Below are 25261 nucleotides of genomic sequence, written 5' to 3'. Positions count from 1 at the left end.
TCAAGAAGTAACGACGGAAGATGCCATATCGAGCAGCGGCAAGAGCAGCGAAAACATCAAAAATCCCATAAAGACGCCGACAATGATCAGGACAAAGGGCCCCAGCCAGCGCTGCAGGCCGGCCGCCCACCGACGAAGGCGGCTGTCATAATAAACGGCGATGGCCGTTAAGGCATCGTCATATTTCCCGGTCATTTCACCGACGGTGAGCATGGTCTCGATATAGGCCGTGCCATAAGGACTGTCGTGAACAGCCTGGCTGAAGGTCTGTCCCCGTTCCAACCGAAAACGGAGGCAGCGGACGTAGTTCTGAAACGAGAGCGACGGTACGACGGAGCCGGCGCCGGACAGACATTCCAATAAGGGAATTCCACCGGACAGCTGGACGGCTAAGATGCGGCTGAAGCGCTGCCAGGCCCACGCCAAAAATAAGGACTGAACACCGGGAACACGAAGGACGGCTTTTTCCATCGCCAACCGATACGTATCGTCCCGCCAGGCCCGCACCAGAAAGAAACTCATTAGGCTTATTCCCAAAGGGATATAGATGCCATGCCGGCGGAGCCAGCCGCAAACTGAAAGGAGGTACTGCGTCCCCTTGGGGACAGCTACGTTCATCTGCGCCATCATGTCGACGAAGACGGGGATGATGAAGAATACGGCACCTGTCATCAAAAGCAAGAGACAGGCCAATAAGAAGGCCGGATAGGATAGGGCTCCAAAGAGGATGCGGCGGTCTTTCTCGGACCGGGTATAAAAATCAGCCAGTACCTGACAGATGGTATCGAGATTCCCCGTCTGTTCCCCGGCTTCGATGAGTCGGCAGGCCAAGGTGGGAAAAGCCTGGCAACGGCGCATGGCCAGCGACGGACGGATGCCCTGCTCCATGTGAAGAGCCGCCGTATGCAGGGCTTGTCGGCGCTTTTTCTTCATATCCGACGTCAATAGTTTCCAAGCTTGGACTAAAGGGACGCCGCTGGTCAAGAGCATCCCCAATTGGCGAAAGAAAAAAGCCAGGCTTTTCCCGTCGAGGCGCGGCGATGGTGAAAACATCGTCACCCTCCCTTCGTCAAGCGGACCAAGGCCTGATCCATGGTTCGCATGCCAAGGGCCGCTCCGGTCTGCATGACCGTCGGCAGCTGATGCTCTTTCCCGCTGCGAATGAGCTGGGAAACCGCCGGTGTACGAACCAGGATTTCCCGAGCCACACCTAAGGTTTCCCCGCAGGCAACCAAGCGCTGGGAAAGGACGGCCTGAAGGACCATGGACAGGCGATGGCGGACTTCTTCCTGCCCGTCGGACCCGTAGGCACTGGCAATGCGGCTTACCGTATGGACAGCCGACGGCGTATGGAGTGTTGAAAAGACGAGGTGCCCCGTTTCAGCTGCCGTCAAGGCCGCATCCATCGTTTCCCGATCGCGCATTTCCCCGATGAGGATGACGTCCGGATCTTGCCGCAGGGCCTGACGGATGCCTTCTTGAAAGGACGGGAAATGGCGGCCCAATTCGCGCTGGGTAATGAGTGCTTTGTCCCCTCTTTCCACGTATTCAATAGGGTCCTCCAAGGTGACGATGTGACACCGTCGCCGCTCATTAATGCCGTGTAAAATCCGCCACAAGGCTGTCGTCTTACCGCTGCCCGTCGGCCCTGAGACCAAGACCAGCCCGCTCGACAATGTTCCGAGACGGGTCAACAAAAGCTGATCCCGATCTTCCGGGAGGTCTGCCAAAGGATAGAGGAAACGAATCGCGAGGTGCAGCCCGGCCTCTTCCCGACAGACGTGGAGGCGGCAGCGAAGGGACGAATTCCATGAAAAAGCCCCGTCACCGTCGCGTTCAGACGACCAGCCGATGGTGTGAAGGGCTCGGTCCATCCCGAAGCGGTCTACGGATTCCATAGAAACCGAGGAAAGCCCTGCAGCTACCCGCATCATGGGCGGCCGTCCCTCTTGGAGATGGAGGTCCGAAGCCCGACCGGCAATGGCCCGTTCCATAAGGGCGGTCATGTCCATAGGCCTCGTCCTCCCTCGCAGACGCGGCGAAGTTCTGCTTCGTCAGTCAACCCGCCGGCAAGGGCCCGCTGTATAACTGCCGGTAACAAGACGGCGCCGTCGCCTTCTGCCGCTGCCGTCAAGGCGGGAAGATCGACACGCCGGCGAAGAGCGTCTTTAAAACAGGGCCCGGCCGGCACGACTTCACAGAGACAAAAGCGTCCTTCATACGAACCGGAAGCGGTTTTACGGCGAACGAGGCGCTGAGATACGATGCCCGTCAAGGCATCGGCAGCTAAGTAGGCCGGAACGCCCATATCGCTCAAGCGGACGGCCGCTTCGACGGCACTCGGCGCATGAAGGGTACTGAACACGACATGTCCCGTAAGGGCCGCCCGGACGGCAATCTGCGCCGTTTCCCCGTCGCGGATCTCGCCGACGACGAGGACGTCCGGGTCCTGACGCAAGAGGGCCCGCAGCCCGTTTTGAAAGACCATACCGCCTTTGGGCTGCACCTGACTCTGAGACAGGCCGTCGATCAATATTTCTACCGGGTCTTCTAAGGTAGCAATGCTGAGATGCTCATCGTGAATATGGCGAAGGGCGGCGTAGAGAGTCGTCGTCTTGCCGCTCCCCGTCGGACCGCAAATGAGGATCAGCCCCTGCCGGCGGCAGACCAGTTTCTCTAAGCAGGCTCGGGCTTCGCCGTCCATGCCGAGAGCTGACAACTCCAAAGGCATCCGCTTGCCGTCGAGGATGCGGACGACGATTTTCTCCCCGCGAACCGTCGGCAAGGTGCTGATGCGAAGGTCGAGACGCCGATTTCCCTCGTTCCAAACGATGCGCCCGTCCTGAGGCAGGCGCCGATTGGCAATGTCGAGGCCGGCTAGGACCTTGATGCGGCTGACGAGGCTGTCGAGGCGCTGGCGAGGCAATTGCCCTGCCGCATGGAGGACCCCGTCTTTTCGCCAGCGGATGCGGACGAATTCATCCAAGGGTTCGATATGAATGTCACTGGCACCGGCCGCGACGGCTTGTTGAAATAAGGCGTTCACATCCATAAAAAAATCTCCTTTCCCTGCCAGCATAGCATGAAAAGGAGATGATCTAAGGTGATTTAATTGTTTTTTAACGGAACGATTTCCGTCCACAGCACATTCTTACCAAGGCTTACCAACGGCGCCAGACATAACTGACACTGTGCTGAATGACCAACAGGGCGGGAAATATTTCAATGCGGCCTAAAATCATTAAAAAACCGCAGTATACCTTCGTCCACGCCGGGAGCGATGCCACATCGGTGACGCCAAAGAGGGCCATCGTCGAACCGACACTGGAGAGACAGCCGACGGCCATGGCCATGGCCTGAATCGGGGTGACGCCGGCTAAGGATATGATCAGCATCGATGCAAAAAAGGTCATGATGACTAAAAAAAAGTAACTGAGGACGCGGCTGACAATTTTCATATCGACGGGAACGCCGTCTATTTTCAAGGAAACGACCATATGCGGGTGAAGGGTCCGCTGCAGTTCCCGAGAGGTCATTTTAAACAGCACCATAAAGCGCATGACCTTGAGCCCCCCTGTGGACGATCCGATACAGCCGCCGATAAAGGCCAGTAAAAACAGGACATACTTATCAAATTCCGGCCAGGACTCCATCGACGTCGACGCAAAACCACTGGTACTGATAAAGGATAAGACCTGAAAAAAGCCGTAGCGCAGGTTATCCCAGCCATCGTAGACGCCGTAGTGCCACAGGTGGAAGGATACGACGGCACTGACGCCGAGGAACATCATCAAAAAATACCGCAGTTCGGCGTCGTGCAGAAAGATTTTCAGACTGCGCCGTTCCCAGCCCTTCCAGTACAAGAGGAAGTTGCCGCTGGCCAGGAGCATGGAAAGGGCCGCCGCTCCTTCGAGAGCCCGACTGTCATAACGGAAAAAATCGAAGAGCGAATCGCCGCCGCTCGTCGACAAGGTCAGAAGGGCTTGATTGACGGCTGCCGTCGGCGAAAGGCCGGCCAGCCAATAGAGAAAGATAGAAAACATCGTAATGGCCAAATAGATGCATCCTACCTTTCGGGCTGCGTCCTGCATACTGGCCACCATAGGACTGAAAGACACGCTTTGATGGACCGATAAGGTCAGGCCGAAACAGCCGCTCACCAAGGGCATGACCGAAACCAGCATGAGGATAAAGTTTAAGCCCCCCAGCCAGCCCATGAGACTGTGCCATAAGAGGAGCGACGACGGAAGGGCGGCACCGCCGTCTGCAAGAACGGACGTCCCCGTCGTCGTAAAGGCTGCTGCGCTTTCAAAAAAAGCATCGGCCGGCGAGGTAAAGACCCCGGCAATAAGGTACGGCACCATCCCCAACAGGCTCAATGCCAGCCAGACGAGGACCATATACCAGGCACCCTCGCCGGCCCCGACCTGGCGCTTATGATGGCGGCCGCGATAGAGGCAAAAAATTGCTAAGGCCACGGCGGCGATGAGGGAAGGCCCGAAGTATAAGAGTCCCCTTTCGCCCCAAAGAAGGCCGGCTGTCAAAGGAATGATCAGGCTCAGTCCGTTGACCAGGATGATCCTGCCGACGAGATAGAACAAGATATGTCTGTCCATGCTACTCCCTGCCTTTAAAGTACTGCATGACCTTTTGCGAGTGTTCTGTCTGACTGAAGAGGATGATGCGGTCGCCTTCCAAGAGGACCGACTGGCCGTTCGGAATGTACGCTTCCCCATCGCGGACATAAGCGCAGATCAGGCATTCCTTGGGCAGGCTGAGATCCATCAGTCGTTTGCCGATGACCGGCGCCCCTTCTTGTACGATGACTTCGACGGCTTCGGCCTTAGCCCCTTCGAGGAGCGAGACTGATACGACGCCGCCCCGGGCAAAGGCCAGGACTTCACCGGCCGACAAGAGCCGCGTCGATAAGACGATATCGACGCCGACTTTTTCCATAAGTCCGCCGTATTCGATCCGGGATACACGGACGATGGTCTTCTTAGCTCCCAAGTGCTTGGCAATGAGGGCCAGCATCAAATTCAGGCGGTCGTCGTCGGTCAGGCAGATGACGACATCGGCATCGGCAATCCCTTCCTGCTCTAAGAGGTCGATATCGGTCCCGTCGCCGTGAATAGCCAAGCCGTCATCCATCAGTTCAGCCACTTGCAGACACCGTTCATGATCCTTATCGAAAATCTTGACCTGGAAGCCTTCTTTATCCAGCATGGGCGCCAAAAAACGGCCCGACCGGCCGGCCCCGATGATGATGACCCGCTCGATGGTTTCGATATTGCTGGGCACAAAATTTTCACTGAATTTTTCAATGGCCTTGGCATCGCCGATAAAATAGGCATTATCGTGCGGATAGAGGCGATCGTCCCCGTGAGGAATGATCATGCGCTGGTCACGGAAAATCATGCCTACCAGGACTGACGGCGGCATATTCATATTCTTAAAAGGCACGTTGACCAGCGGCGAATGGCGGGTGATCTTGGTTTCAAACAGACGGACCTTGCCGTTGGCAAAATCTTCGACATTGAGTGCTGCCGGCGTCAGGAGAATCCGGTTGATTTCACGGGCCGTAATCATTTCCGGATTGATGACCAGGTCGATATCAAAATTCTTTTTCAGATAATCCTTGGCCCCGGTCAGGAACTGCATGTCGCGGATGCGGACGGCCGTGTATTTAATGCCGTGTTTCTTGGCTAAAATACAGGCTACCAGATTGACTTCATCCGTCGCCGTACAAGCGACGAGGAGGTCCGATCCGTGAATATCGGGATCATCCATCGTAACCGGACTGGCACCGTTGGCCAGAATGGTCAGTACGTCGAGGGTGTTGCGGACGACCTCCAGCCGTTCTTCATCATGGTCGACGACGACGATATCAAATTGTTCATGCGATAACAGCTCGGCAATGCTGTAGCCCAGCTTGCCGGCCCCTACGACAACTATGCGCAAAGGAAAAACCTCCTCCTGAAAATCACCTTAACAGCCGATAAAAGACAAATCGACGGCCATGCCCGCCCCTTCCCTTTCAGCCTAGGCCATACCGGCCATAGCCAGGAGGGAAAGAACAGGCGTCATCTTTTCGGTATTCATGGTCATGGAAAAAGCCGAACGGACGGCACCACTCTGGGCATCGTACCACACTTCTTCATAGGTCATGACAAAATCATAATCCTTGTCCTTCGCTCGTTTTCCCGTAAGGCGGCGGACTAAAACGGCTTCACAGCCCTTATCCCGAGCCGATTTCAAATTCTCTGCCAAGGATTTTCCAGAAGTCCCGTATAAGGGATGGATGCGATAGGTCAACTGATCATCGGCAGCCTGCCTCATATACGGCACATCGCCGGAAAGAGCGGTATCGACGGTCACGGCCAGCGGCAAGGCCCAAACGGAAGGAGTCGCCGCCCGGGCCTCATCGGCCGCCAAAGGATGCCCCAAAGAGGCTTCATAGGCCCCTTTAGCATCGTAATAACGGCGCAAAGCCGCATCGGCATAGCCGACAATGTCATGGGCAAAGCGCTGCACCGACGGCGCACTGTCCCACACCGTTTCCTTGGAAAATTGGCTGTACGTCCCATCGACGGTCTGTAAAATGCCCTTCACGGGATCACCGGCCATGACGATACGGTCCACGTGAAGGAGGGGTTCATACGTCTCATTAAAGGCTGAATTGCCCACTGCCGGCGCACCGAAAGTGACAACCTGAATCTGCGGCAGGCCTTCATCATAGAGGCGGGCTGCCGCCAAGAGGGCCGCTGCCCCGCCGAGGCTGTGGCCGGTCAAAGTCACGTTTTGTGATGCCGCGTCGGCTTTTAAAGCCTGTTTCAGCGTCGTCCCCTTATACGGGGTATCGAGGAGGCTCGTCGTATAATAGGAAAATCCGGCATGGACTTTCCGCAAATCGCCCGTATCCCCCTCTTTATAAGGAATCGAGTGGAGATTCAAGTCGGATTTGACGTCAGCCAAACTTTCCGTCCCTGTGACGGCGACGAACGTGTCCCTGCCCTTACGAGCCAGGCTAAATTTCGACTCGGACTTATCGTCTTTTTGTATCCGAGAGTCAATATCCCAACCGCGGCGGATCAATTCCTGACGGGCAGCTTCACCGGGCTTATCGTCATAAGAGGCCATAGACAGCCAAGCTGACAGGACTTCTCGGCGTGCCTGTTCATATCCTTCCTGCGGCGACGACGCCAGAACCGACAAGGCCGTCAGCACGAAGCAAAGCGATAGGATGAATACTTTTTTCCCAAACATGGCCTTCCCTCCTTTTAGGTCGTCTAAGCCCGCTTTTTATCACGGTGCATACGATAAAATAGAGAATACTTCCCGATTGGGATGATCTGAGGCTTCAAAATAGAGGGTCCGCTTCAATTCCCGCTCCCATTCGGCCTTGCGCTTCTTATCCTTTAAGAGGGCCAAGACGTCCGGATGGGCTTCGATGAGGACGTCGCCGCGAAGCTGGTGATTCGCCGCCATATGACGCAGGCGGCGGATGATTTGCAGGACCACCGTTTCGGCCGAATAGAGGTATCCCGATCCGCCGCAGACGTCGCAAGGATCGAACTGTACTTGGTACAAGCTTTGGCGGGCTTTTTTGCGGGTGATTTCGACGAGGTTCAAGGCCGTCATGCCGAGAACCCGGGTCTTGGTGCAGTCCATAGCCGTTTCACGGATCAAAATCTGCAAAATTTCATCGCGTTTCAAAGGCTGGGCCATGTCGATGAAGTCGATGATGATGATGCCGCCGATATCGCGCAGGCGCAGTTGGCGAGCGATTTCGATAGCCGCTTCTTTATTGACGTGAAAAATCGTATCCTGAAGGGTCGTCCCGTTGCCCGTATACTTGCTGCTGTTGACGTCGATGACGGTCAAGGCTTCCGTATGATCGATGACCAAGTTGCCCCCCGACGGCAGAGGTACGATGCGTGACATCAGGCCTTTGAGACCTTCTTCGATGCCATAGTGTTCAAAAACCGGCTCGTCCCCTTCGTAGAGGCGGATACGGCTTTGCCACTGCGAACCGGGAAAGACCTGACAGATGCGTTCATAGGCTTCACGGCTGTCGACGACGACTTGTTTGACGTCGGCCGTAAAATGGTCGCGGACCATGCGCATGACCAAATCGGCTTCGCGGTACAAGAGGGTCGGCTTCTTAGCCAGGGCATAACGCTGTCGGATACTGTCCCACGTCCGCAGCAAATACTGAAGGTCGCCTAAGAGTTCTTCCCGTGATACGCCCTTGGCGACGGTGCGAATGATAAGGCCCATGCCGTCCGGCTTTATTTCAGACACGATGTCGCGCAGGCGGTCCCGCTCCTGTTCATCGCGGATTTTTTTCGATACGCCGATGTAGTCGACGGTCGGCATCAATACAGCATAACGGCCGGCCAAACTGACATTGGCCGTCGCCTTCGGTCCTTTCGAGCCCTGTTCGTCCTTGATGACCTGGACTAAGACCGACTGGCCGACAGACAGATGCATCTGCTGGATTTCTTCTTTCGTCGCCGCTCGAGGAAACATATCCCCCATATAGATAAAAGCATTTTTACGGCGGCCGATATTGACGAAGGCAGCCTGAAGGGACGGCAGAATATTTTGGATTGTGCCTTTATAGATATGATTGACGATATGCATGTCATCGTCGCGTTCCACCGCGAAATCGCGAAGACGACCATCTTCGAGGATAGCCATGCGCGTTTCTTCGGGCATGACATTGCCAACGATCGTTTTCATCGTGTCACTCCTCCTTGTAAATGGCTGCCGAAACGTCCTTCTAAGGCCGATTATTTCACCAATAAGACGGCGAAATACCCGGTCTCTTCTGCATCGGCAGCCTGTTCATATATTTTCTCGCCGGAAAGTCCGCAGCGCTCGATCATAGCCGTCCGCTCGAGGAGGCCCAATTCCTTCAGTTCATCCTGGATGGGGCCCAATTTCCCCGACGGTTTCATGATGACCTTACTGCCCGGGAGAGCCAGCAGCTGCCGGCGGTTTTTATGGTTGCCGGGAATGATCAGTAAGGCCTCGTCTTTTTCGCACAACGGCTGCTGCAATTTAGCGGCCACGGCACAGAAGCTGGGCACACCGGGGACGATAGCCGTTTCATAGCCGGCGTCCCGAACGAGGCGGTGAACGTAAATACTGGTCGCATAGACCGTCGGGCAGCCCAGGGTAATGAGGGCCACGTCCCGGCCTTCATCGAGTTCAGATTGAATCGATTGAGCCGCTTTTTCATGAGCCCCGGCCAGGACTTCATCATTACGGGTCATGGGAAAATCTAAGGTGAGGACTTTTTTCTCGGACAGGCTGAGATCGCTGCCGTCCAAGGCTTTAAGCAAGATATCTTTGGCCGTCAAAGGGCCGCTGCCGCTCTTGGGAACGGCCAAGACGGGACAAGCCCCGATGGTTTTCAGCGCCTTTAAGGTCAACAGCTCCGGGTCCCCCGGGCCGATGCCGACGCAGTACAGTTTACCTTTCATCATAGCCCTCAAAAAGAGACGCCGTCTTGCCATCGTCTCTGCGAACGAAGATCCCCGTCCGCCGGGCCAGCATCATATCGGCATGGACGGGAAGGCCAAAGTCTTTTTCAAGGACTTCCCAAACCTGAATGGGCTTGATGGCCCCTTCACTCGTCTGATAGATGCCGACGGTCAGATAGACGTCGCCATCTTTGACATTCCCATGAATGGCGTCGATGACGTGATTTTTGACTTCGATGGTGCGCACGCGATGCTTTCCCTTATGGGACACCTTTTCATAGAGGACCGACGGGGCCTCGTTGAAGCGCTGCAAAATGGCATTCAAGCCGTCTTGGCTGAGGTCTTCCTTCAAAGGCCCCCGCAGGGTATAGACAGCGTAATTGGCAATGGCCATCAATTTAGGCGCCTTAGGGTCGACATAGCGGCCGTCGAGGACGGCAAAACCTTGGGGCGACATGGCGTTCATCCGTTCCATGACGTCGGAAACGGGAATCTTTTCGGCAAGTTCCATGTCGAGATATTCAATATCGGCCGACACACCGACGCCGAGGGCCGAGGCAAAACTGAGTTTCATATGGGGGTTGAAGCCTTCGGAATAACAAATGGGAAGCTTAGCCCTGATGATGACGTAGCGCACGGCCCGGGCAAAGTCGAGGTGCGATAAAAACTGCAGGGCCCCGTCTTTCTTAACAGCTAAACGTATTCTTGCCATGAGCGTCCCCTGCCTTTCTATCGATAATCGAAACGCCCAAATTGGAGCAGACACCGCAGCCCGTACAGGACAGACGGCGGCAGTCATGGGTCAGTTCGGCTCGTTCGGCCCTTCTCCATTCCTGCTTCAAATAATTTTTCGCAGCTCCGCTGGTCAGGTGATCCCAGGGCAAGGCCTCATCGAGGCTGCGGTTTCTGGCCGCATAGTAATCAGGATCGATGCCGGCCAATTCAAAGGCCTTCATCCAGCGGTCATAATCGAACATTTCCGTCCAGCCATCGAATTTACAACCCAGTTTCCAAGCTTCGTAGAGGACCTTCCCCATGCGGCGGTCACCGCGGGCAAAGGTGGCTTCTAAGCGGCCCGTCTTGGCGTCGTGGTAGTGGTAGGAAATGTGTTTGTCGCGAATGAGTCCCTTGATGTATTGCTGTTTGCGTTCGATTTCCTCAATGGGAAGCTGTCCGAACCACTGGAAGGACGTGTGCGATTTGGGTACGAAACTCGAAACCGAGACCGTCACCTTGCCGTTATTCTTATGGGTAACAGATCGGTATAAGTTCAACACTTTATAGGCGAGATCGGCAATGCCGGCCAAGTCTTCATCCGTTTCCGTCGGAAGGCCCATCATGAAGTAGAGCTTTACCGTCGACCAGCCGTTTTGGAAGGCATTCTCGCAGGCCGAGAGGAGATCTTCTTCAGTGACGCCCTTGTTGATGACGTCGCGCAGGCGCTGCGTCCCCGCTTCAGGAGCAAAGGTCAGGCCGCTCTTACGGACCTGCTGGACCTTCTTGGCGATGTCGACGGAAAAGCTGTCGACGCGGAGCGACGGCAGGCTGACGCTGACCTTCTGGCCCTTAAAGGCGTCGAGGAGCTGATCGACCAGTTCGGGCAGACAGGAATAGTCGGCCGAACTCAGGCTCATGAGAGAAATTTCATCGTAGCCCGAGTTGGACACGATGTCTTTGGCCAGTTTTACCAACTGTTCCGGCGTCTTTTCCCGAATGGGACGGTAGAGCATGCCGGCCTGACAGAAACGGCAGCCCCGGCTGCAGCCGCGGAAGAGTTCGAGAACGGCCCGGTTATGGACGATGTCGATGTTGGGAACAATCGGTTTGGTCGGGAAAAAGACGTGTTCCACGTCGGCGACGACACATTTTTCGATTTCGGCCTTAGCTTCCGGTTCCGTCGGCACCAGGGCTTTGAAGTTCCCCTCTTCGTCGTACTCGGCGTCGTAGAAGGACGGGACGTAGTTTCCCGGCTGTTTGGCCAATTGTTTCAAGAGGCCCTTCTTACCGCCGGGCTTTCCGCCTTCTTTCCAGGCGATGATCGTATCGGCCAAGAGCTGTGTCGATTCTTCCGATTCGCCGAGGAAGAAGATATCGATGTAATCGGCCAAGGGTTCTGCATTATACGCACAAGGACCGCCGGCGGCCACTAAGGGCATATCGTCGCCGCGGTCTTTGGAAAAAATCGGCATTCCGGCCAGATCGAGCATATTGAGGATGTTGGTAAAACTCATTTCATATTGAAGGGTAAAGCCGACCATGTCGAAATCGCGGACAGGCGTCTTCGTTTCCAACGAAAAAAGCGGGTAGCCTTTGGTCCGCATGAGGTCTTCCATATCCGGCCAAGGCGCATAGACCCTCTCGGCAGCCACATCGGGCCGTTCGTTGAGCAGGGCATAGAGGATGCGCAGGCCTAAGTGGCTCATGGCCACTTCATACACGTCGGGAAAACAGTAAGCAACGGTCAGTTTGACCCGGTCGTGGTCTTTTACGACGCTGTTCCATTCCCCGCCGACGTAGCGGGCCGGTTTACTGACTTTGCTCAATAAAATCGGATCTATCTCCACAGGATGTGACAATTCATTTCCTCCTTCAGGAATCGCTAAAAGATCATCGTCTGCTGACGCATGTAAATACTCAATAAAATACCCATGCCCATCATATTCGTCGTCAAGGCGCTGACGCCGTAACTCATGAAAGGCAGCGGAATCCCCGTGACCGGCATAATGCCGCAGGTCATGCCGACATTGACCAGGATCTGGAAGGCCCACATGGATACGACGCCGGTGGCCAGCATCATGCCGAAGGTATCCTTACATTCCTTGGCAATCATGATACCCCGGTAGATGAGGATAAAATAGAGGAACAAGAGAAAAATACAGCCTAAAAATCCCAGTTCTTCCCCGATAACGGAAAAGATGAAGTCTGTGTGATTTTCCGGCAAAAAGTTCAATTGGCTCTGCGTCCCCTGGAACAAGCCCTTGCCAAAGAGCATGCCCGAACCGATGGCGATCTTGGACTGGATGATGTGGTAGCCGGCCCCGAAAGGATCGGCATTCGGGTTGAGGAATACCGTAATACGAGACTTTTGGTAGTCCTTCAGAAAGTGCCAGCCTACCGGTGCCAGGACGATGCCGGCCAAAAAGACGTTGCGCAACAGGGACATCTTGATGCGGCCGACAAAGAGCATGCCTAAAGTAATGGCCAAAAAGACGAGACTGGTCCCCAGGTCAGGCTGTTTCAAGACCAAGAGGAAGGGAATCCCGACGTAAAGGCCGATGGGAAGCACCTGCCGCCACTTATTGAGCTGGCCGACGCGGTCGCTGAGAATAGCCGCCGTGCAGATGATCATGATGAGTTTCGAAAATTCTGACGGCTGCAGGGTAATCGGCCCTAACTGGATCCAGCGCTGGGCCCCGAGAGCCGACGTGCCGACGAACATGACCGCCACCAGCATCAGTAAGTTAATGACATATAAGGGTTTACCGTACTTCTTTAACTTGGTGTAGTCAAAGCGGCTGAAAAAGATGACAATCATGAAATCGACGACAAAGGCTACGCCTTGTTTAATGACGAAATCATAGTTGATCGCCCCTTTATTGATATGCGTCGCACTGCCGATAATAGCCAGGCTGATGCAGACGATGAAAAAGCTCACCAGGAGCATAACTTTATCTAAATTCTTCCATTCACGTTTAATAAACATTTCCCTCTCCTATCGACGATGATGGCGCCAATTCCGGCATTCCTGCCGGCGGCGCCGCACCGATAAGCCTGATTCGGCAGCGTCTCCGACAGAGCGCCGCGGCAGCAGGCTTGTCAGCCCGACTTCATCAATAGCCGTCCCCTGTTCAAGCCAGTCCGCCGTAGCTGACAAGGCCTTCATGAAAGGCAGTCTATCCGAAGCTTCGTGAATCAGGCCCTGACTGGCCGCCTGATCGATACCCTCGTCGTGAGGCAGGATCCCGGCGACGTTCTTTACGCCAAGCGTCGATTTCGCCGAGGCTGCCGAAATGACACCGTCGGCGTAAAAATTATTGAGAATGACGTCGTAGTGAAAGCGTTTCTGTTTCGTGCAATACTGCATGACCCGTCCGGCATCGTGCAGGGACGACGGCGACGGTTCGACGACGAACAGAATCTGGTCGGCCAGGGCCGTCGCCGCCCGATAGGCCTCATCGCGGCCCGGCGGGCAGTCGACGAAGGTGTAGTCGTATTCACCGGCTAAGGATTCCAAGACGTAGTGAAAAGACGGCACATCGACCTTTTCCCAAGTCCGCTTCTGACTGGCCGGCAGGACGTCGAGGCCGGGACAGACCGACACCAGGGCTTGCCTGGGCAGACATTTTCCCCGGGCAGCCTGACTGGCGTCGTAACGGACGGCATCGCCCATGCCAAAAAGCAAATCGAGGTTGCGCAGTCCCATGTCCGCATCGGCAGCCAGCACCCGATAGCCGCGGCGCTGGAGCAGTACGGAAAGAGAAGCTGTAATCAAAGTTTTGCCGACGCCTCCCTTACCAGAAGCAATCGCGATGAGTCGAGACATGGAATTACCACCCTTCTTAAAGTATCCTTAGTTGTTGTTTTGGGCAGCCGTTTGGTCATTATTGGCACTCCCTTGATTGGACGCTGCCGGCGTGCCGCTTGTATTCTTCGCTCCGTCGGCATAAGTACCGATGTGGAAGAATTCTTCCAGCATGGAACGGACAATCGGGCCTGCCGAAACGGACCCGAACCCGCCTTGTTCTACCAATACGGCAATGACGATACGCGGATGTTCATACGGCGCATAGGCGACGAACCAACCGTGGTCCGTACCGCCGAAGTTTTCCGCCGTCCCCGTTTTACCGGCGACCTGGATGGGGAAACCGGCAAACAGCGAACCGGCGGTCCCTGATTCTTCCGCAACGTTGCGCATCCCTTCGCGGACAAGGTCCAGCGTCGATTTGGAAACCGACAAGGTCCCTATCTGTTCCGGCGCAAAGATCTTATACGGCGTCCCGTCGAGATTATCGATACGGCTGACGATAAACGGCCGGTACTGAATCCCGCCGTTAGCCACTTCACTGACGATCATCGCCGCCTGAAGGGGCGTAACCAACTGGAAGCCCTGGCCGATCGCGGAGTTAAATGTATCCCCTAAGTACCAGTCTTCGTGGAAGGTCTTCATTTTATATTCTTCACTGGCGACAAGACCCGTCGCTTCGCCGCGAAGGGCGATTCCGGTCTTCTTGCCCATGCCGAACATGCTGGCGTATTTTGCCAATTCGTCGATGCCGACGCGGCGGCCCATTTCATAGAAATAGACGTTATCGGACTTGGCCAGGGCTTCGACGAAATTGATCCAGCCCAAGGCTTCGCCGCCGGCGTTACGCATATCGACGAGCCAGTGGCGCCCGCTGTCGAAGATCATTTCATCGGGCGTAACTTTTTTGAGTTCCAAGGCGGCCGAACCGGTAATGAGCTTAAAGGTAGAGCCCGGCGGATATTCACCGGCAATGACCCTGTTTTCCATAGGATGGTTGGGGTTATCGTTGATCATGGCCCATTCTTTTTCCGTAATGCCCCGCGTAAACCAGTTGGGGTCATAGGCCGGTCGGCTGGCCATGGCCAGAACGGCCCCCGTATTGGGGTCAATGGCAACGGCGGCTATGCCGTGAGTACCGACGCCGTTGGCAATCTGGCGGTCCATAGCCTGTTCCGTCGCTTCTTGTAAATTAAGGTCCAAGGTCAGGTGCATATTGTGACCGGCCACCGGTTCTTTTCGTTCCATTTCCGTGACCGGACTGCCGGCCGCATCGACTTCGACCTGACGGCCGCCGTCCTGACCTCGCAGGAGATCGTCGTAATAGGCTTCAAGGCCGGCCCGCCCGATTTGGGTAATATTGGAGACGCCTTCCACCCCTTCGAGCCGTTTGGCATCTTCTTCGTCGATTTGACCGACGTAGCCGAAAACCTGTGCCGCCATCGTTTTATAGGGATAATAGCGAATCGGCTGGACTTCGACAGAAACGCCGGGCAAGTCGTTGCGCTGTTCTTCGATTTTCGTGACAATATCCTGCGTCAAATCATTGGCCAGGACTGTCGGCACGTAAGAACTCTTTACCTTTTGAATCTTATCGCGCAGCTTGTCTTCCGGCACGTTGAGGATACCGGCTAACTTGGCCAGTTCCTCGTCGCTCATGCCGCCCTTCGGCGGTACATAGGTCGCCATGAAACTGGGCCGGGACCCGACCAGAATCTGGCCGTTGCGGTCATACATGATGCCGCGCATGGCGGCAATGGGGATGGCCCGCAGGCGGTTCCCTTCGGCCAGGGAATGATAATATTCACCGGCAAAAAGTTGTAAATAGATAAGCCGGCTGACGAGAATCACAAAAATCGCAATGACCACCCAGTAAAGATACCGGAAGCGGCCGTCTTGATTTTTCTTTTTTAATAACGCTTCAAGCATGTATCTGTGTCTCCTTTAGTTACCAGCGATAGCCCGGAAAGCCATAAAAGGTGTCGGACCGGCGCAGGCGCCAGACGACATGGTCCACGGGCAAGGCCAAGATTCCGTGATAAACGAGTACGGGTATACTGAATTCCAATAAGTACGCCGCCACATTGATGTACTGGCCGGCCAGAAACAGAAAGCCGCAGGTCAGGATGAGACCGGCTTCCGTCGCCCCGAGGACGATGAGCAGGGTCAAGATCCACTGATCCTTATCGATGTTGCGGCCGAGATAGCTGCAAACAAGGGTGACAATGAGATACACCAAGAGGTGCAGGCCAAAGAAATTGCCGATGATGACGTCCTGGCAAAAACCGCCCAAGAGAGCCGTTGCAATGCCGACGCGCTGGCCGTGATGGAGGCCCATGAGGACGACGAAGACGAAGATCAGATTGGGCTGGCTTACACCGTTAAAGATAAAAGGCAAGACCGCAGCCTGCAGGATAAAGACGATGAAGGCTGTGATGATGCAGTTCAATTTCTTCATAACGCAGCGGCTCCTTTAATGCCTTCCACCTTGTCGCGATTCGTCTGCGGAACGAGTTTCGGCGTGACGTCCGGTTTTTCATAAGAGCCGGTATCGGCCGATTTCAAGATGACGAAGACTTCTTCTAATTTCGAGAAATCGACGCCGGGACGAATGACGGCATATTTTACGAAATCATTTTCATTCTGATGGATCGATACGATGGTGCCGATATAGAGTCCCTTCGGATAAATGGAGCCGAAGCCCGACGTGACCAAGGTATCCCCTTCAAGGATATCGGCATCTTTGGCGATATTGACGAACTGCGGTTCCGTCGGCACATTGCCGTTGCCGCGTACGACTGACGATACCCGCGATTCCGGCCGCTGAACGATGGCCCCGATACTGGTCCGGGGGTCGGTCATGAGCTGTACCCGCGACGAATGAGGATAGACGTCGCTAATGAAGCCGACGACACCGGCCGGCGTAATGACGGGCATATTCTTTTCAACGCCTTCGCCGCTGCCGACGTCGATGATCATGGTATTGGTCCAAGTACCGTAATCACGGGAAATGACCGAGCCTGCCAACAGTTGATACTGGTTATGGCTCGATTTAAAGTCGAGGAGCGCCCGCAGGCGGTCATTTTCAGCGACGACTTCATCGTAGTCGACGGTCCGGCTTTTCAGGTCGGCATTTTCTTTTTCCAGCGATTCCCATTCAATGCGGTTCTTCAAACTGACGTCGACGATGTGAATATTGGAAGCGAGGACATTCATGATGCTGCTGGCCCCATATTCAAAAGGCGACATGATCGTCATCAGAGGCTTCGTAATAAAAGGCAGGGAATCGCGCTGGCGCCAAGCCCAGCCTACGACAGCAATGATGATGAATAAGACGAGTACGAAGACGACGCTTCTTTTACCGAACGAAAACAATTTTAAAATCTCCTCCTATATATGCGCTGCGCCCCTTCAATGAGGGCCGATAACTTATCACGATCGTTGATGGCAATCCCCGTGCCCCTGGCAACGGCCAGTTCCGGATCGGCTGCCATCAGGACGGGAACGCCCAATTCTTGCGTAAAGAACTGATCCATCCCTTTGAGCTTGGCGCCGCCGCCGGTGAGGACGATGCCGTGTTCCATAATGTCGGCAGCAAGCTCGGGCGGGGTCTCGCGAAGGACGTCTTTGACGACGTCGAGGATCTTCACTAAAGGCTTACCGATGACATGATAGAGTTCACTCGACTTGACGGCCACTTCACGCTGAAGCCCGTCATCGAGACCGCGGGCCAGGAAATAATAGCCCCTATCTTCAAGGGGCAGGACGGCCGAACCATTAGTAACCTTCATCTCTTCAATGGTCGTATCGTCGGTGACGACGTCGTACTGGTAGCGCAGATAGTCGCGGATAGCCGCATTGAAATCAAGGCTTCCCAAGTGAAGTGACTTGGAGACGACGATGCCGCCGAGAGACAGCATGGCCACATTGGTCGTACCGCCGCCGATATCGATGACCATATTGCCAACCGGATCATAGACCGGCAAATTAACACCGAGCGCCGCCGCTGCCGCCGTTTCAATGACGAAGGCTTCTTTGGCACCGGCCTGATACACCGCTTCCATAACGGCTCTTTTTTCGACGTTTGAAGCCGCCGACGGCACGCCGATCATGATGCGCAGCCGCTGAACGCTGCGGACACACTTGCTGAGGATATAGCCCAGCATCGTCCGCGTTACACTGTAATCGGCAATGACGCCGTGTACGAGCGGCCGATGGAGCTTAACCGTCTCCGGCGACCGAGACAAGAGGTCCTCTGCCGACCTTCCGACGGCAATCATCTTGCTGTTTCGCTCGTCCGTTGCCATGACCGACGGCTCAGACAAGACGACGCCCCGGCCTTCCACATAGACCTGGACCGTAGACGTCCCTAAATCGATGCCTATATTTTTAGTTAATGGAGAAAAAATCGAAGCCATAACAAATAATCCCTTCTATTCCTTTCATATATGCTGTCATACGTAAACAGCCATTCATTGCTTATTTTACCACATAGCGCAAACTTTCGCATTAGCAAATTTCCATAGAATAGAGAAACGGGACCGCCCTTTGGGGGACAGCCCCGTTTGATTCATAACCCTTATATTTTGCTGTTACTACGCCTTTAACCCGGCACGCTGGAGGGCCATGACAATGGGCGTAACAATCAGGCCGGAAACGACGGCTTCGGGAATTCCGTTGACAGCCGTAATGCCGAGCATGATGTTAATGACGTTCATGAAGGGAATCCCTTGAGCTTCGGCATAAGGAACACCGACGAGGGCCGTAAAGGAACCCAGGAAGAGAACCGTATGGATCACCGTCGTCACGACAGCCGTCACAGCCACGCGCACCACTTCGCGCGTCTTCAAATGACGGTACAATTCATAAGCAATGAGGCCGATAAGAATTCGCGGTACAATACAAATAAAGGCGTCGGCAATGACGTTGTACTGCACGGCAAACAAGAGCAGTGCACTCGGTGCCTGCAAGGAACGGATAAAGGAAAAAATCCCAAACATAAAGCCGACGATCATCCCGACCTTACGGCCTGCCGACAGGCTGCCGATAATCGTAGGAATATGAAGAATCGTCGCATTCATGATGACCAGCGGAATGAATCCGTACCCGGTAATTCCCAAAAAAATCGTAATAGCCGATAAAAAAGCGGCAATGGTCAACTGACGAATCGACAAAAACGTCTGCTGGCCCGGTGCCTTTTGATGTACCATGATACTCCCCCGTTCTCGTTCTTTCTCCAAGATACAAGTCGCGCATATAAAAACACGGCCGGCCTCCGCCAGTATCAGTCCGATTCCGGTACCCATCCGACGTTAAAGAAGGACCTGCCTTTGTGTCATGCGTAGTATAGCACACTGGGCAAGCCTTGACAATAGGTTTTTCAAATATTGTGAATTTTTGCACGAATATCTCCGGAAGAGACAATTTTCAGTTGACCGACAGCCAAAAAACGTGATAAAATGGACGGGTACTTGCGAGTGTGGCGGAATGGCAGACGCACCAGACTTAGGATCTGGCGTCTTACGACGTAAGGGTTCAAGTCCCTTCACTCGCACCAATAGGACAACCATGCCGTTTGAGCGTGGTTGTCTTTTTTTATTGCCATCATAAAATTCGGTGTCTTTGACATCATTTTGACATCATCGTCTAAAATATATAGCCGCTATCGATGCTCTTACCCCCTTAAAATCGCTCTCCCACTCATGGAAAAAAAACGGATATCCGTCTGCTGCATCTTGAGACGGGTATCCGCTCCTTATATTACCATATTATATATTGACCCATTTTAATCAGGCTTATTATCCGTAAGTGAACGGCCTCCCAATATAGCTATCTTTTGATCCGGTTCACTTTTTTCTTGTCTCATGATTTAACGAGTCAATTCCTGAACCGAATCTGTCCGCTCATGAAATCCCTTCTTGAGGGAATCCATAAGGGGCTGTCTGCAAAGAGCTTCATGGTTTTCCTCTATTGCCCATAAGCTGCCGTTACTTTTTTCAAATTCGCCAAATTATCATCGCCATTCAAAAAAAATAATCCGTGAATGGCCTTTAGAATCGACAGAGGGCTGTTATGCATCGTCATTGACACGTTGAAAACGACGTCTTATACTGCTTTTATAAGAATCAGTATGAAGTGCTGGCCGGTCCACTTCTCCTATTTCAGAGTCGTTTCCGGATGTACCGCTTGATACTGGTTCTTTCTTTATTATGTCCCAACCGGACCACATTCGCTTTTCCCGCTTCTGATACGATCATATTATGCATAACGTTTTTTAGGCTGCCTTGCCTAATGAAAAATTTCATCAAGAATACTGAAAACTTTTATCCCGGTTACCCACTTTAAAGTGCCATTTTTCTCTAATACCAAGATTGGGAGTCCGGTTGGTATAGACTTTCCATCCTTGTCTTTAAAGAAAGCGGTGTATACCGTATAATCCTTCCAGGTCCCCGTTTTTTTAGCTGCATCAAATCCCTTTTCTTTTACATATGCATTTACACGATCTAACGACATATCATCACCTTATTTTAATCGTTGTGAAAAACACGCTCATGATTCGTTATAAGCCTATTATCGATTCGGCAAAAGTCAAAATTCCCTTTACTGCCTGAGAAAAGTCTCTTCACCGCCGCATTTCCAGCGTGAAGAAAGCGTTTCATGTTATACGTGCTTTATTCTATTTTCAGATACCATTGACAGGGCCCGCCTTCATCAACCTCTTTTGGCTTCCCATAAGGATCCGGGTAGATGATGCAAGTACTAATCAATGGTTTCCCTTCTGCCAATGCACAAGTTGGGCAGTACTTATAATCCGGCAACGTACAGCCGCACATAAAGGGACCGGTCACATTTCCCGGCATAGGCAGCATCTCCATTCATGATAAATTCTTCTATTCTATCTTCATATACCATTCGCAGGGCCCGCCTTCATCCACTACTTTCGGCTTTATCGACGTACCCGGGTACATCATGCAGGTACTCAATAAAGGCTTCCCTTCTGCAAATACACAAGTCGGGCAGTACTTATAATCCGGTGGCGTACAGCCGCACATAAAAGGTCCTGTCACATTTCCCGGCATAGGCACCACTCCTTTCTGTCCATAAGCCCGTCCCGTTCACAAAACAAAGGCAGTATAGCCTCTCTAAACGGTCTCCAAAAGCGAAAGCACTACGTCTAACGTCAGAATACGCTCTATTCATGGCGAATGCTTTCATTCTATCTTCTGATACCATTCGCAAGGCTTACCGTTATACACATGATTCGGCTTGAGCATCATCCCTCCCGGATACATCATGCAAGTACCTAATAAGGGGTTTCCTTCCGCAAATACACAAGTCGGGCAGTACTTATAATTCGGCGGCGTCCCGCCACACATAAAGGGTCCGGTTACATTTCCCGGCATAGGCAACATCTCCTTTTGAATTACCTTAAGTATACTATAAAAATCCATGCTATGTTCATTAATGAAAAAATATTAATAATAAATATAGAACATTAATGATACATCATAAACACCTGTGCAGCCGGTAGAATGCCGACTTCGCCATCCTGCTGCATAGAAAAACCACCGCAACATTGCTGTTACGGTGGTAGGTCTAACTTTTTGGGATCACATCAACGCGGGGCTCTTGTTTTGTCTATATGTCTTGCTGCCCGTATTCGGGTCGATGTATTTTTCTTTTTCACATCATTTTCCTTGAACATCGATGAGCACATATTCTGATCGGGTCCCGGTCTTGAATTTCATGGCCCAATCGGAAATGCCGGAGGTCACGATGAAATTCGTGTTTCCCCGCTGCTCAAAGCCATAGACATTATCCCCTCCGATATGGAACCAGCGCATGAGCTGCCCCATGGGGATCAGTTGTCCGCCGTGGGTATGGCCGGACAGGACTAAGTCTACGCCGGCGGCGGCCTCGGCCTCATAATCACTCGGCTGATGGTCGAGGACGATGGTATATTTATCTTTGTCCAGGTTCTTTGTCAAGTCGGCAATAGCAGCACGACTGCCGCCGAAATCTTTTTCCTCCGAAGCATCCTGCCGCCCGACCAGATAAAAGCGGTCGTCAATCAAGACGCTTTGGTCCTGCAATACAGTCACGCCGTTCTTTTGCAGTTCGGCAATGAGGTCATCTCCGTCGTATCCGCGCTGCCCCTTTGCATAGCGTCCCTTGTCATGGTTGCCAAAGACATAATAAACACCGTAGGGCGCATCAATTTGGCCCAACGCACGACTGGCGGCAATCATGTCTTCCTTACGGGTCCCCTCATCCACAAAGTCACCGGCAATGACGACGACATCCGGTTTCTGTTCTTGAATCCGTGCCATATACACTGCCAGCCCTTCTCCGTCAAAGGTCGTTCCCACATGGGAATCGGCCAGCAGTGCCACGCGGAGGGAGCCGACAGGTTTTGCCGTGGTCACGGTGTAGTCCGTCTGCCAGACATGATTGGCCTGGACAAAGCCCACCGCCAGATAAAGGACGGTAACGAGGATGGCAGCCGGGCCCGCATAATGTCCCTGAAAGGGTTTCTTTCGACGTTTTTGAAGCCCCCATTGAATCAGGGCCGCAACGCCCCAGAACACGGCCAGGTGCAGCAGCACAATGACGGTATTCATATAACCCCAGACTTCCCAAAGGAGGGCCGAGGGCACCAAAATCACAGCCGTGCTGATCAGCCAGCCTACGGCTTTGTTCCCATGGGACAGGGCCGATACGAATCGAAATTTATGTACGCTGTAAATCAAAAAGTATATCCCGGCGAGGCACAGCAAAAACAGCCCGCCGAACAGAAGTCCCCAAAGCAAAATGAATCTTCACTCCTTCACATTTTTTCAATATCTTTAACTAAATAGAAAAGCCTTTTACAGGTCCTTCATGGCCGTCGTGCAGGCCGTCACATAGCGCTCGGTCAGGGATAAAAGATGCTCCCGTTCCGCTTTACTTAAGTCCTTCATCGCTTGGCACTCGCTGTCCCGCACCTTGCGCCGCCCTTCGTCGGTAAAGTGAATGTCTTATTCCGCCGATTTTCCGGCATCTCCCACACCCGAATCCAGCCCTTTTATAACAGGTCGTTACAGCCGCATTGACGGTTTGAGTGAGAAGAAAGCACGGCTCGCAGAACATCTTTGGAATACAGCTTTCGATTCCGTAAAGTGCAAAAAGATTAGTAATTTTTCGTACTATTTTAAAATAGTGGACTTAATTTGTCAATAAATAGTCCTGCGCTTTCATAAGCCTTCTAACATCAGATATGAATGGAAATTTCTATAATTCGCTTACGCACAAGGAAAGGCAAAAGGGCCGACACCATGTCAGGTATCGGTCCTTTCTCGTTGCTACTTATACTTTTTTTCTCCGTCGAGGATCATCATCTTATCCAGTTTCGGAAGGATTTCCGGTTCCCGGACTTTTTTATCGAAGTCTTCCGGCGGAAATTCTTCAATGGAGATGGTAATAGCGGGTGCCGGGCAGCCCCAGGTCTTTAACAGGACGTCTCGGATCTGTTCGACGGCTCGTCTTTTCGTTTCTTCGTCTTTGGGATAGGCCTTGATAGCAATATAGGGCATGGTGTCCTCTCCTTATGAACTTAGTCGTCAGCGTGGACGTCGAAGGCGCCGAGGAGCATTTCAGCAACGCCGGGAGCGTCGGGATCGTGCTTGCTCTTACCCGTATCGAGGGCACGCATAGCGGCCATTTCTTCGTCGGTCAAGGCGAAGTCGAAGATGTCCATATTGCTCTTCATGCGGGCCGGTTTAGTCGTCTTCGGGAAGATGATGGCCCCGTCCTGGAATTCGAAGCGCAGGATGACCTGGCCGGCATCTTTCCCGTGAGCTTCGGCGATCTTGGTAATGGTCGGTTCGTTGAAGAGCTGCGGGTTGCCCTGTCCGAGGGGCGCCCAGGCTTCGAGATAGACCTTATCTTTGGCCATGATGGCTCTGATTTCTTTCTGCTGGTAGTAAGGGTTAAATTCGACCTGGTTGACCGAAGGTACCGTATCGAACTGGGGTACGAAGGAGTTCCAGATTTTCGGTGTCATGTTGCTGACTCCAATGGAACGGATCTTACCGGCCTTTTTCGCTTCTTCCATGGCCTTCCAGGCACCGGGGACGTCGCCGTAGGGCTGGTGGATGAGGTATAAGTCGATGTAGTCCAAACCGAGTTTGCGAAGGGACGTGTCGATTCCCTTCTTGGCGGCTTCATAGCCGTAGTCCTGGAGCCAGAGTTTGCTGGTCACGAAGATATCTTCCCGGGGAATTCCGCTGTCGCGAACGGCCTTGCCGACTTCGGCTTCGTTAAAATAAGCCGCTGCCGTGTCGATGTGGTACAGTCCCAAGTTAAGGGCTTCCTTTACGGCCTGATAGGTGCTGCCGTCAGCCGGAATCTGGAAAGTACCGAAACCAAAGGCCGGAATTTTTACGCCATCATTTAAGGTTACGCTTTCAATCTTTGTGGTCATCATGATCCATCCTTTCTAAAAAAATATCTACAGTAAAGGAAAAGCTCCCACTCAGCCTGCCGTTAGCAGATAAGGAAACTTTCCGTTTTTCTTATAACATTACGCCAAGTACGGCGCCATCAACCCAGGCAGGAAGATGCGGCAGAACTCTTTGGTCCGCCATTCGAAGCTGTACGCACCGCCGGACATATCCCAGCAGAGCATTTGACCGTAGAGGACGTCGACCAGGGTGTGTGCCAGGACAGCGACCGGTGCGTCGGCTTTGACCTCGCCGCGTTCGATTCCGTCCAGAAGGAGACCGGTTACGGCATCGATATCGACGTAGACCTTGGGCTTATCCTCTCCGTCGTCGACCAAATCGGGATCGACCGTATTGCGCACCCATTCCTGGCAGAGCTTCAGGCTGCTCTTTTCAATATAGCCTGAAAAGTTAGTCATAAAAAATACCAACCGGGCCATGAAAGGTCCGTCAAAGGCCTTGGCCTTGTCTAAAATTTCTTGATACATCTCACGGCTCAAGGCATAGATGATATCTTCTTTTCGTTTAAAATGAGTGTAAAAGGTACCGCTGGCCACGCCGCAGGCCTTGGTAATTTCAGCCACTGACGTGTTGACCATCCCTTTTTCACAGACGATTTTCTTGGCCGCATCGAGGAGTTTTCGCCGTGTCTCAAGAGCCGCCATCTGTCGATTAGTCATACATATCACCTCAAGCTTTTTGGGATGAACTCATTGTATCATATACGCCGAACTAAAGTCAATGAATTTAATTCAGTGAAATATATT

Annotated in this window: 23 protein-coding genes and 1 tRNA gene; 1 reads left to right on the top strand and 23 read right to left on the bottom strand. The window is 53.2% G+C overall.

The genetic code is table 11. The features are described from left to right. The 17 genes from A0U42_RS02805 to A0U42_RS02725 form a co-directional block, all read right to left on the bottom strand. On the bottom strand, positions 1-1053 hold the full coding sequence (locus tag A0U42_RS02805; RefSeq protein WP_065359777.1) for a type II secretion system F family protein: 1053 nt from the start codon (positions 1051-1053) through the stop codon (positions 1-3). Between the two features lie 2 nt (positions 1054-1055). Further along, positions 1056-2012, bottom strand: coding sequence for a type IV pilus twitching motility protein PilT (locus A0U42_RS02800; protein ID WP_044503693.1), 957 nt, complete (start codon positions 2010-2012; stop codon positions 1056-1058). Continuing rightward, complete coding sequence (locus A0U42_RS02795) at positions 2003-3052, bottom strand: GspE/PulE family protein (RefSeq protein ID WP_065359776.1); 1050 nt, start codon at positions 3050-3052, stop codon at positions 2003-2005. Before A0U42_RS02795 ends, A0U42_RS02800 begins: the two co-directional genes overlap by 10 nt. A 109-nt stretch (positions 3053-3161) precedes the next feature. Continuing rightward, positions 3162-4616: a TrkH family potassium uptake protein gene (locus A0U42_RS02790; protein WP_065359775.1), complete on the bottom strand. Its 1455-nt coding sequence runs from the start codon at positions 4614-4616 to the stop codon at positions 3162-3164. A gap of 1 nt (position 4617) precedes the next feature. Continuing rightward, positions 4618-5961 (bottom strand): Trk system potassium transporter TrkA, encoded by a 1344-nt coding sequence (gene trkA, locus A0U42_RS02785; RefSeq protein ID WP_065359774.1) that lies wholly within the window; start codon positions 5959-5961, stop codon positions 4618-4620. A gap of 81 nt (positions 5962-6042) precedes the next feature. Next, a complete protein-coding gene (locus tag A0U42_RS02780; RefSeq protein WP_065359773.1) occupies positions 6043-7266 on the bottom strand; it encodes a hypothetical protein in 1224 nt (407 codons plus the stop codon). A 39-nt stretch (positions 7267-7305) separates the two neighbouring features. Next, positions 7306-8745 carry an Rne/Rng family ribonuclease gene (locus A0U42_RS02775; RefSeq protein WP_044503688.1) on the bottom strand — a complete coding sequence of 480 codons (1440 nt, stop codon included), beginning with the start codon at positions 8743-8745 and terminating at the stop codon, positions 7306-7308. Positions 8746-8795: 50 nt separating this feature from the next. Continuing rightward, on the bottom strand, positions 8796-9491 hold the full coding sequence (gene cobI, locus A0U42_RS02770; RefSeq protein WP_083122199.1) for a precorrin-2 C(20)-methyltransferase: 696 nt from the start codon (positions 9489-9491) through the stop codon (positions 8796-8798). After that, the gene (locus A0U42_RS02765) at positions 9481-10203 is read right to left on the bottom strand and encodes a TIGR03936 family radical SAM-associated protein (protein ID WP_065359771.1); all 723 of its coding nucleotides are present in this window, start codon (positions 10201-10203) and stop codon (positions 9481-9483) included. The genes cobI and A0U42_RS02765 overlap by 11 nt, the downstream gene beginning before the upstream one ends. After that, positions 10178-12067, bottom strand: coding sequence for a TIGR03960 family B12-binding radical SAM protein (locus A0U42_RS02760; RefSeq protein WP_255304084.1), 1890 nt, complete (start codon positions 12065-12067; stop codon positions 10178-10180). Before A0U42_RS02760 ends, A0U42_RS02765 begins: the two co-directional genes overlap by 26 nt. A gap of 23 nt (positions 12068-12090) precedes the next feature. Further along, complete coding sequence (gene rodA / locus A0U42_RS02755; RefSeq protein WP_044503684.1) at positions 12091-13194, bottom strand: rod shape-determining protein RodA; 1104 nt, start codon at positions 13192-13194, stop codon at positions 12091-12093. A 9-nt stretch (positions 13195-13203) separates the two neighbouring features. Continuing rightward, positions 13204-14034, bottom strand: coding sequence for an AAA family ATPase (locus tag A0U42_RS02750; RefSeq protein ID WP_065359770.1), 831 nt, complete (start codon positions 14032-14034; stop codon positions 13204-13206). A gap of 27 nt (positions 14035-14061) precedes the next feature. Then, positions 14062-15942 (bottom strand): penicillin-binding protein 2, encoded by a 1881-nt coding sequence (mrdA, locus tag A0U42_RS02745; protein WP_065359769.1) that lies wholly within the window; start codon positions 15940-15942, stop codon positions 14062-14064. 19 nt (positions 15943-15961) lie between these two features. Then, positions 15962-16471, bottom strand: a complete 510-nt coding sequence (gene mreD, locus A0U42_RS02740) for a rod shape-determining protein MreD (RefSeq protein WP_044503681.1) — start codon at positions 16469-16471, stop codon at positions 15962-15964. Beyond that, on the bottom strand, positions 16468-17388 hold the full coding sequence (mreC, locus tag A0U42_RS02735; protein WP_044503680.1) for a rod shape-determining protein MreC: 921 nt from the start codon (positions 17386-17388) through the stop codon (positions 16468-16470). Before mreC ends, mreD begins: the two co-directional genes overlap by 4 nt. Before the next feature lie 2 nt (positions 17389-17390). Next, positions 17391-18431 (bottom strand): rod shape-determining protein, encoded by a 1041-nt coding sequence (locus A0U42_RS02730; protein ID WP_044503679.1) that lies wholly within the window; start codon positions 18429-18431, stop codon positions 17391-17393. A 177-nt stretch (positions 18432-18608) separates the two neighbouring features. Further along, complete coding sequence (locus tag A0U42_RS02725) at positions 18609-19223, bottom strand: ECF transporter S component (RefSeq protein ID WP_044503678.1); 615 nt, start codon at positions 19221-19223, stop codon at positions 18609-18611. A 263-nt stretch (positions 19224-19486) separates the two neighbouring features. Between A0U42_RS02725 and A0U42_RS02720 the strand changes: the two genes are divergently transcribed. Then, positions 19487-19570 (top strand) — tRNA-Leu (locus A0U42_RS02720). 731 nt (positions 19571-20301) lie between these two features. On the opposite strand, the gene A0U42_RS02715 is transcribed toward A0U42_RS02720, so the two are convergent. The 6 genes from A0U42_RS02715 to A0U42_RS02690 form a co-directional block, all read right to left on the bottom strand. Continuing rightward, on the bottom strand, positions 20302-20526 hold the full coding sequence (locus tag A0U42_RS02715) for a hypothetical protein (protein ID WP_065359768.1): 225 nt from the start codon (positions 20524-20526) through the stop codon (positions 20302-20304). 698 nt (positions 20527-21224) lie between these two features. Then, positions 21225-21416, bottom strand: coding sequence for a hypothetical protein (locus A0U42_RS02710; protein ID WP_065359767.1), 192 nt, complete (start codon positions 21414-21416; stop codon positions 21225-21227). Between the two features lie 285 nt (positions 21417-21701). Beyond that, the gene (locus A0U42_RS02705; protein WP_141669488.1) at positions 21702-22763 is read right to left on the bottom strand and encodes a metallophosphoesterase; all 1062 of its coding nucleotides are present in this window, start codon (positions 22761-22763) and stop codon (positions 21702-21704) included. A gap of 591 nt (positions 22764-23354) precedes the next feature. Further along, complete coding sequence (locus A0U42_RS02700) at positions 23355-23585, bottom strand: tautomerase family protein (protein ID WP_065359765.1); 231 nt, start codon at positions 23583-23585, stop codon at positions 23355-23357. A 20-nt stretch (positions 23586-23605) separates the two neighbouring features. After that, entirely contained in the window at positions 23606-24478 is an 873-nt protein-coding gene (locus A0U42_RS02695; protein ID WP_255304083.1) for an aldo/keto reductase, read from the bottom strand. A gap of 96 nt (positions 24479-24574) precedes the next feature. Beyond that, entirely contained in the window at positions 24575-25174 is a 600-nt protein-coding gene (locus A0U42_RS02690) for a TetR/AcrR family transcriptional regulator (protein WP_065359763.1), read from the bottom strand. Positions 25175-25261: the final 87 nt, after the last annotated feature.

This window comes from Megasphaera sp. DISK 18, from assembly GCF_001682955.1.
In the GTDB taxonomy this organism is placed as follows: Bacteria; Bacillota; Negativicutes; order Veillonellales; family Megasphaeraceae; genus Megasphaera; species Megasphaera massiliensis.
Note: the sequence above shows the minus strand (reverse complement) of the source record. Positions and strands in the feature narration are given on the sequence as shown.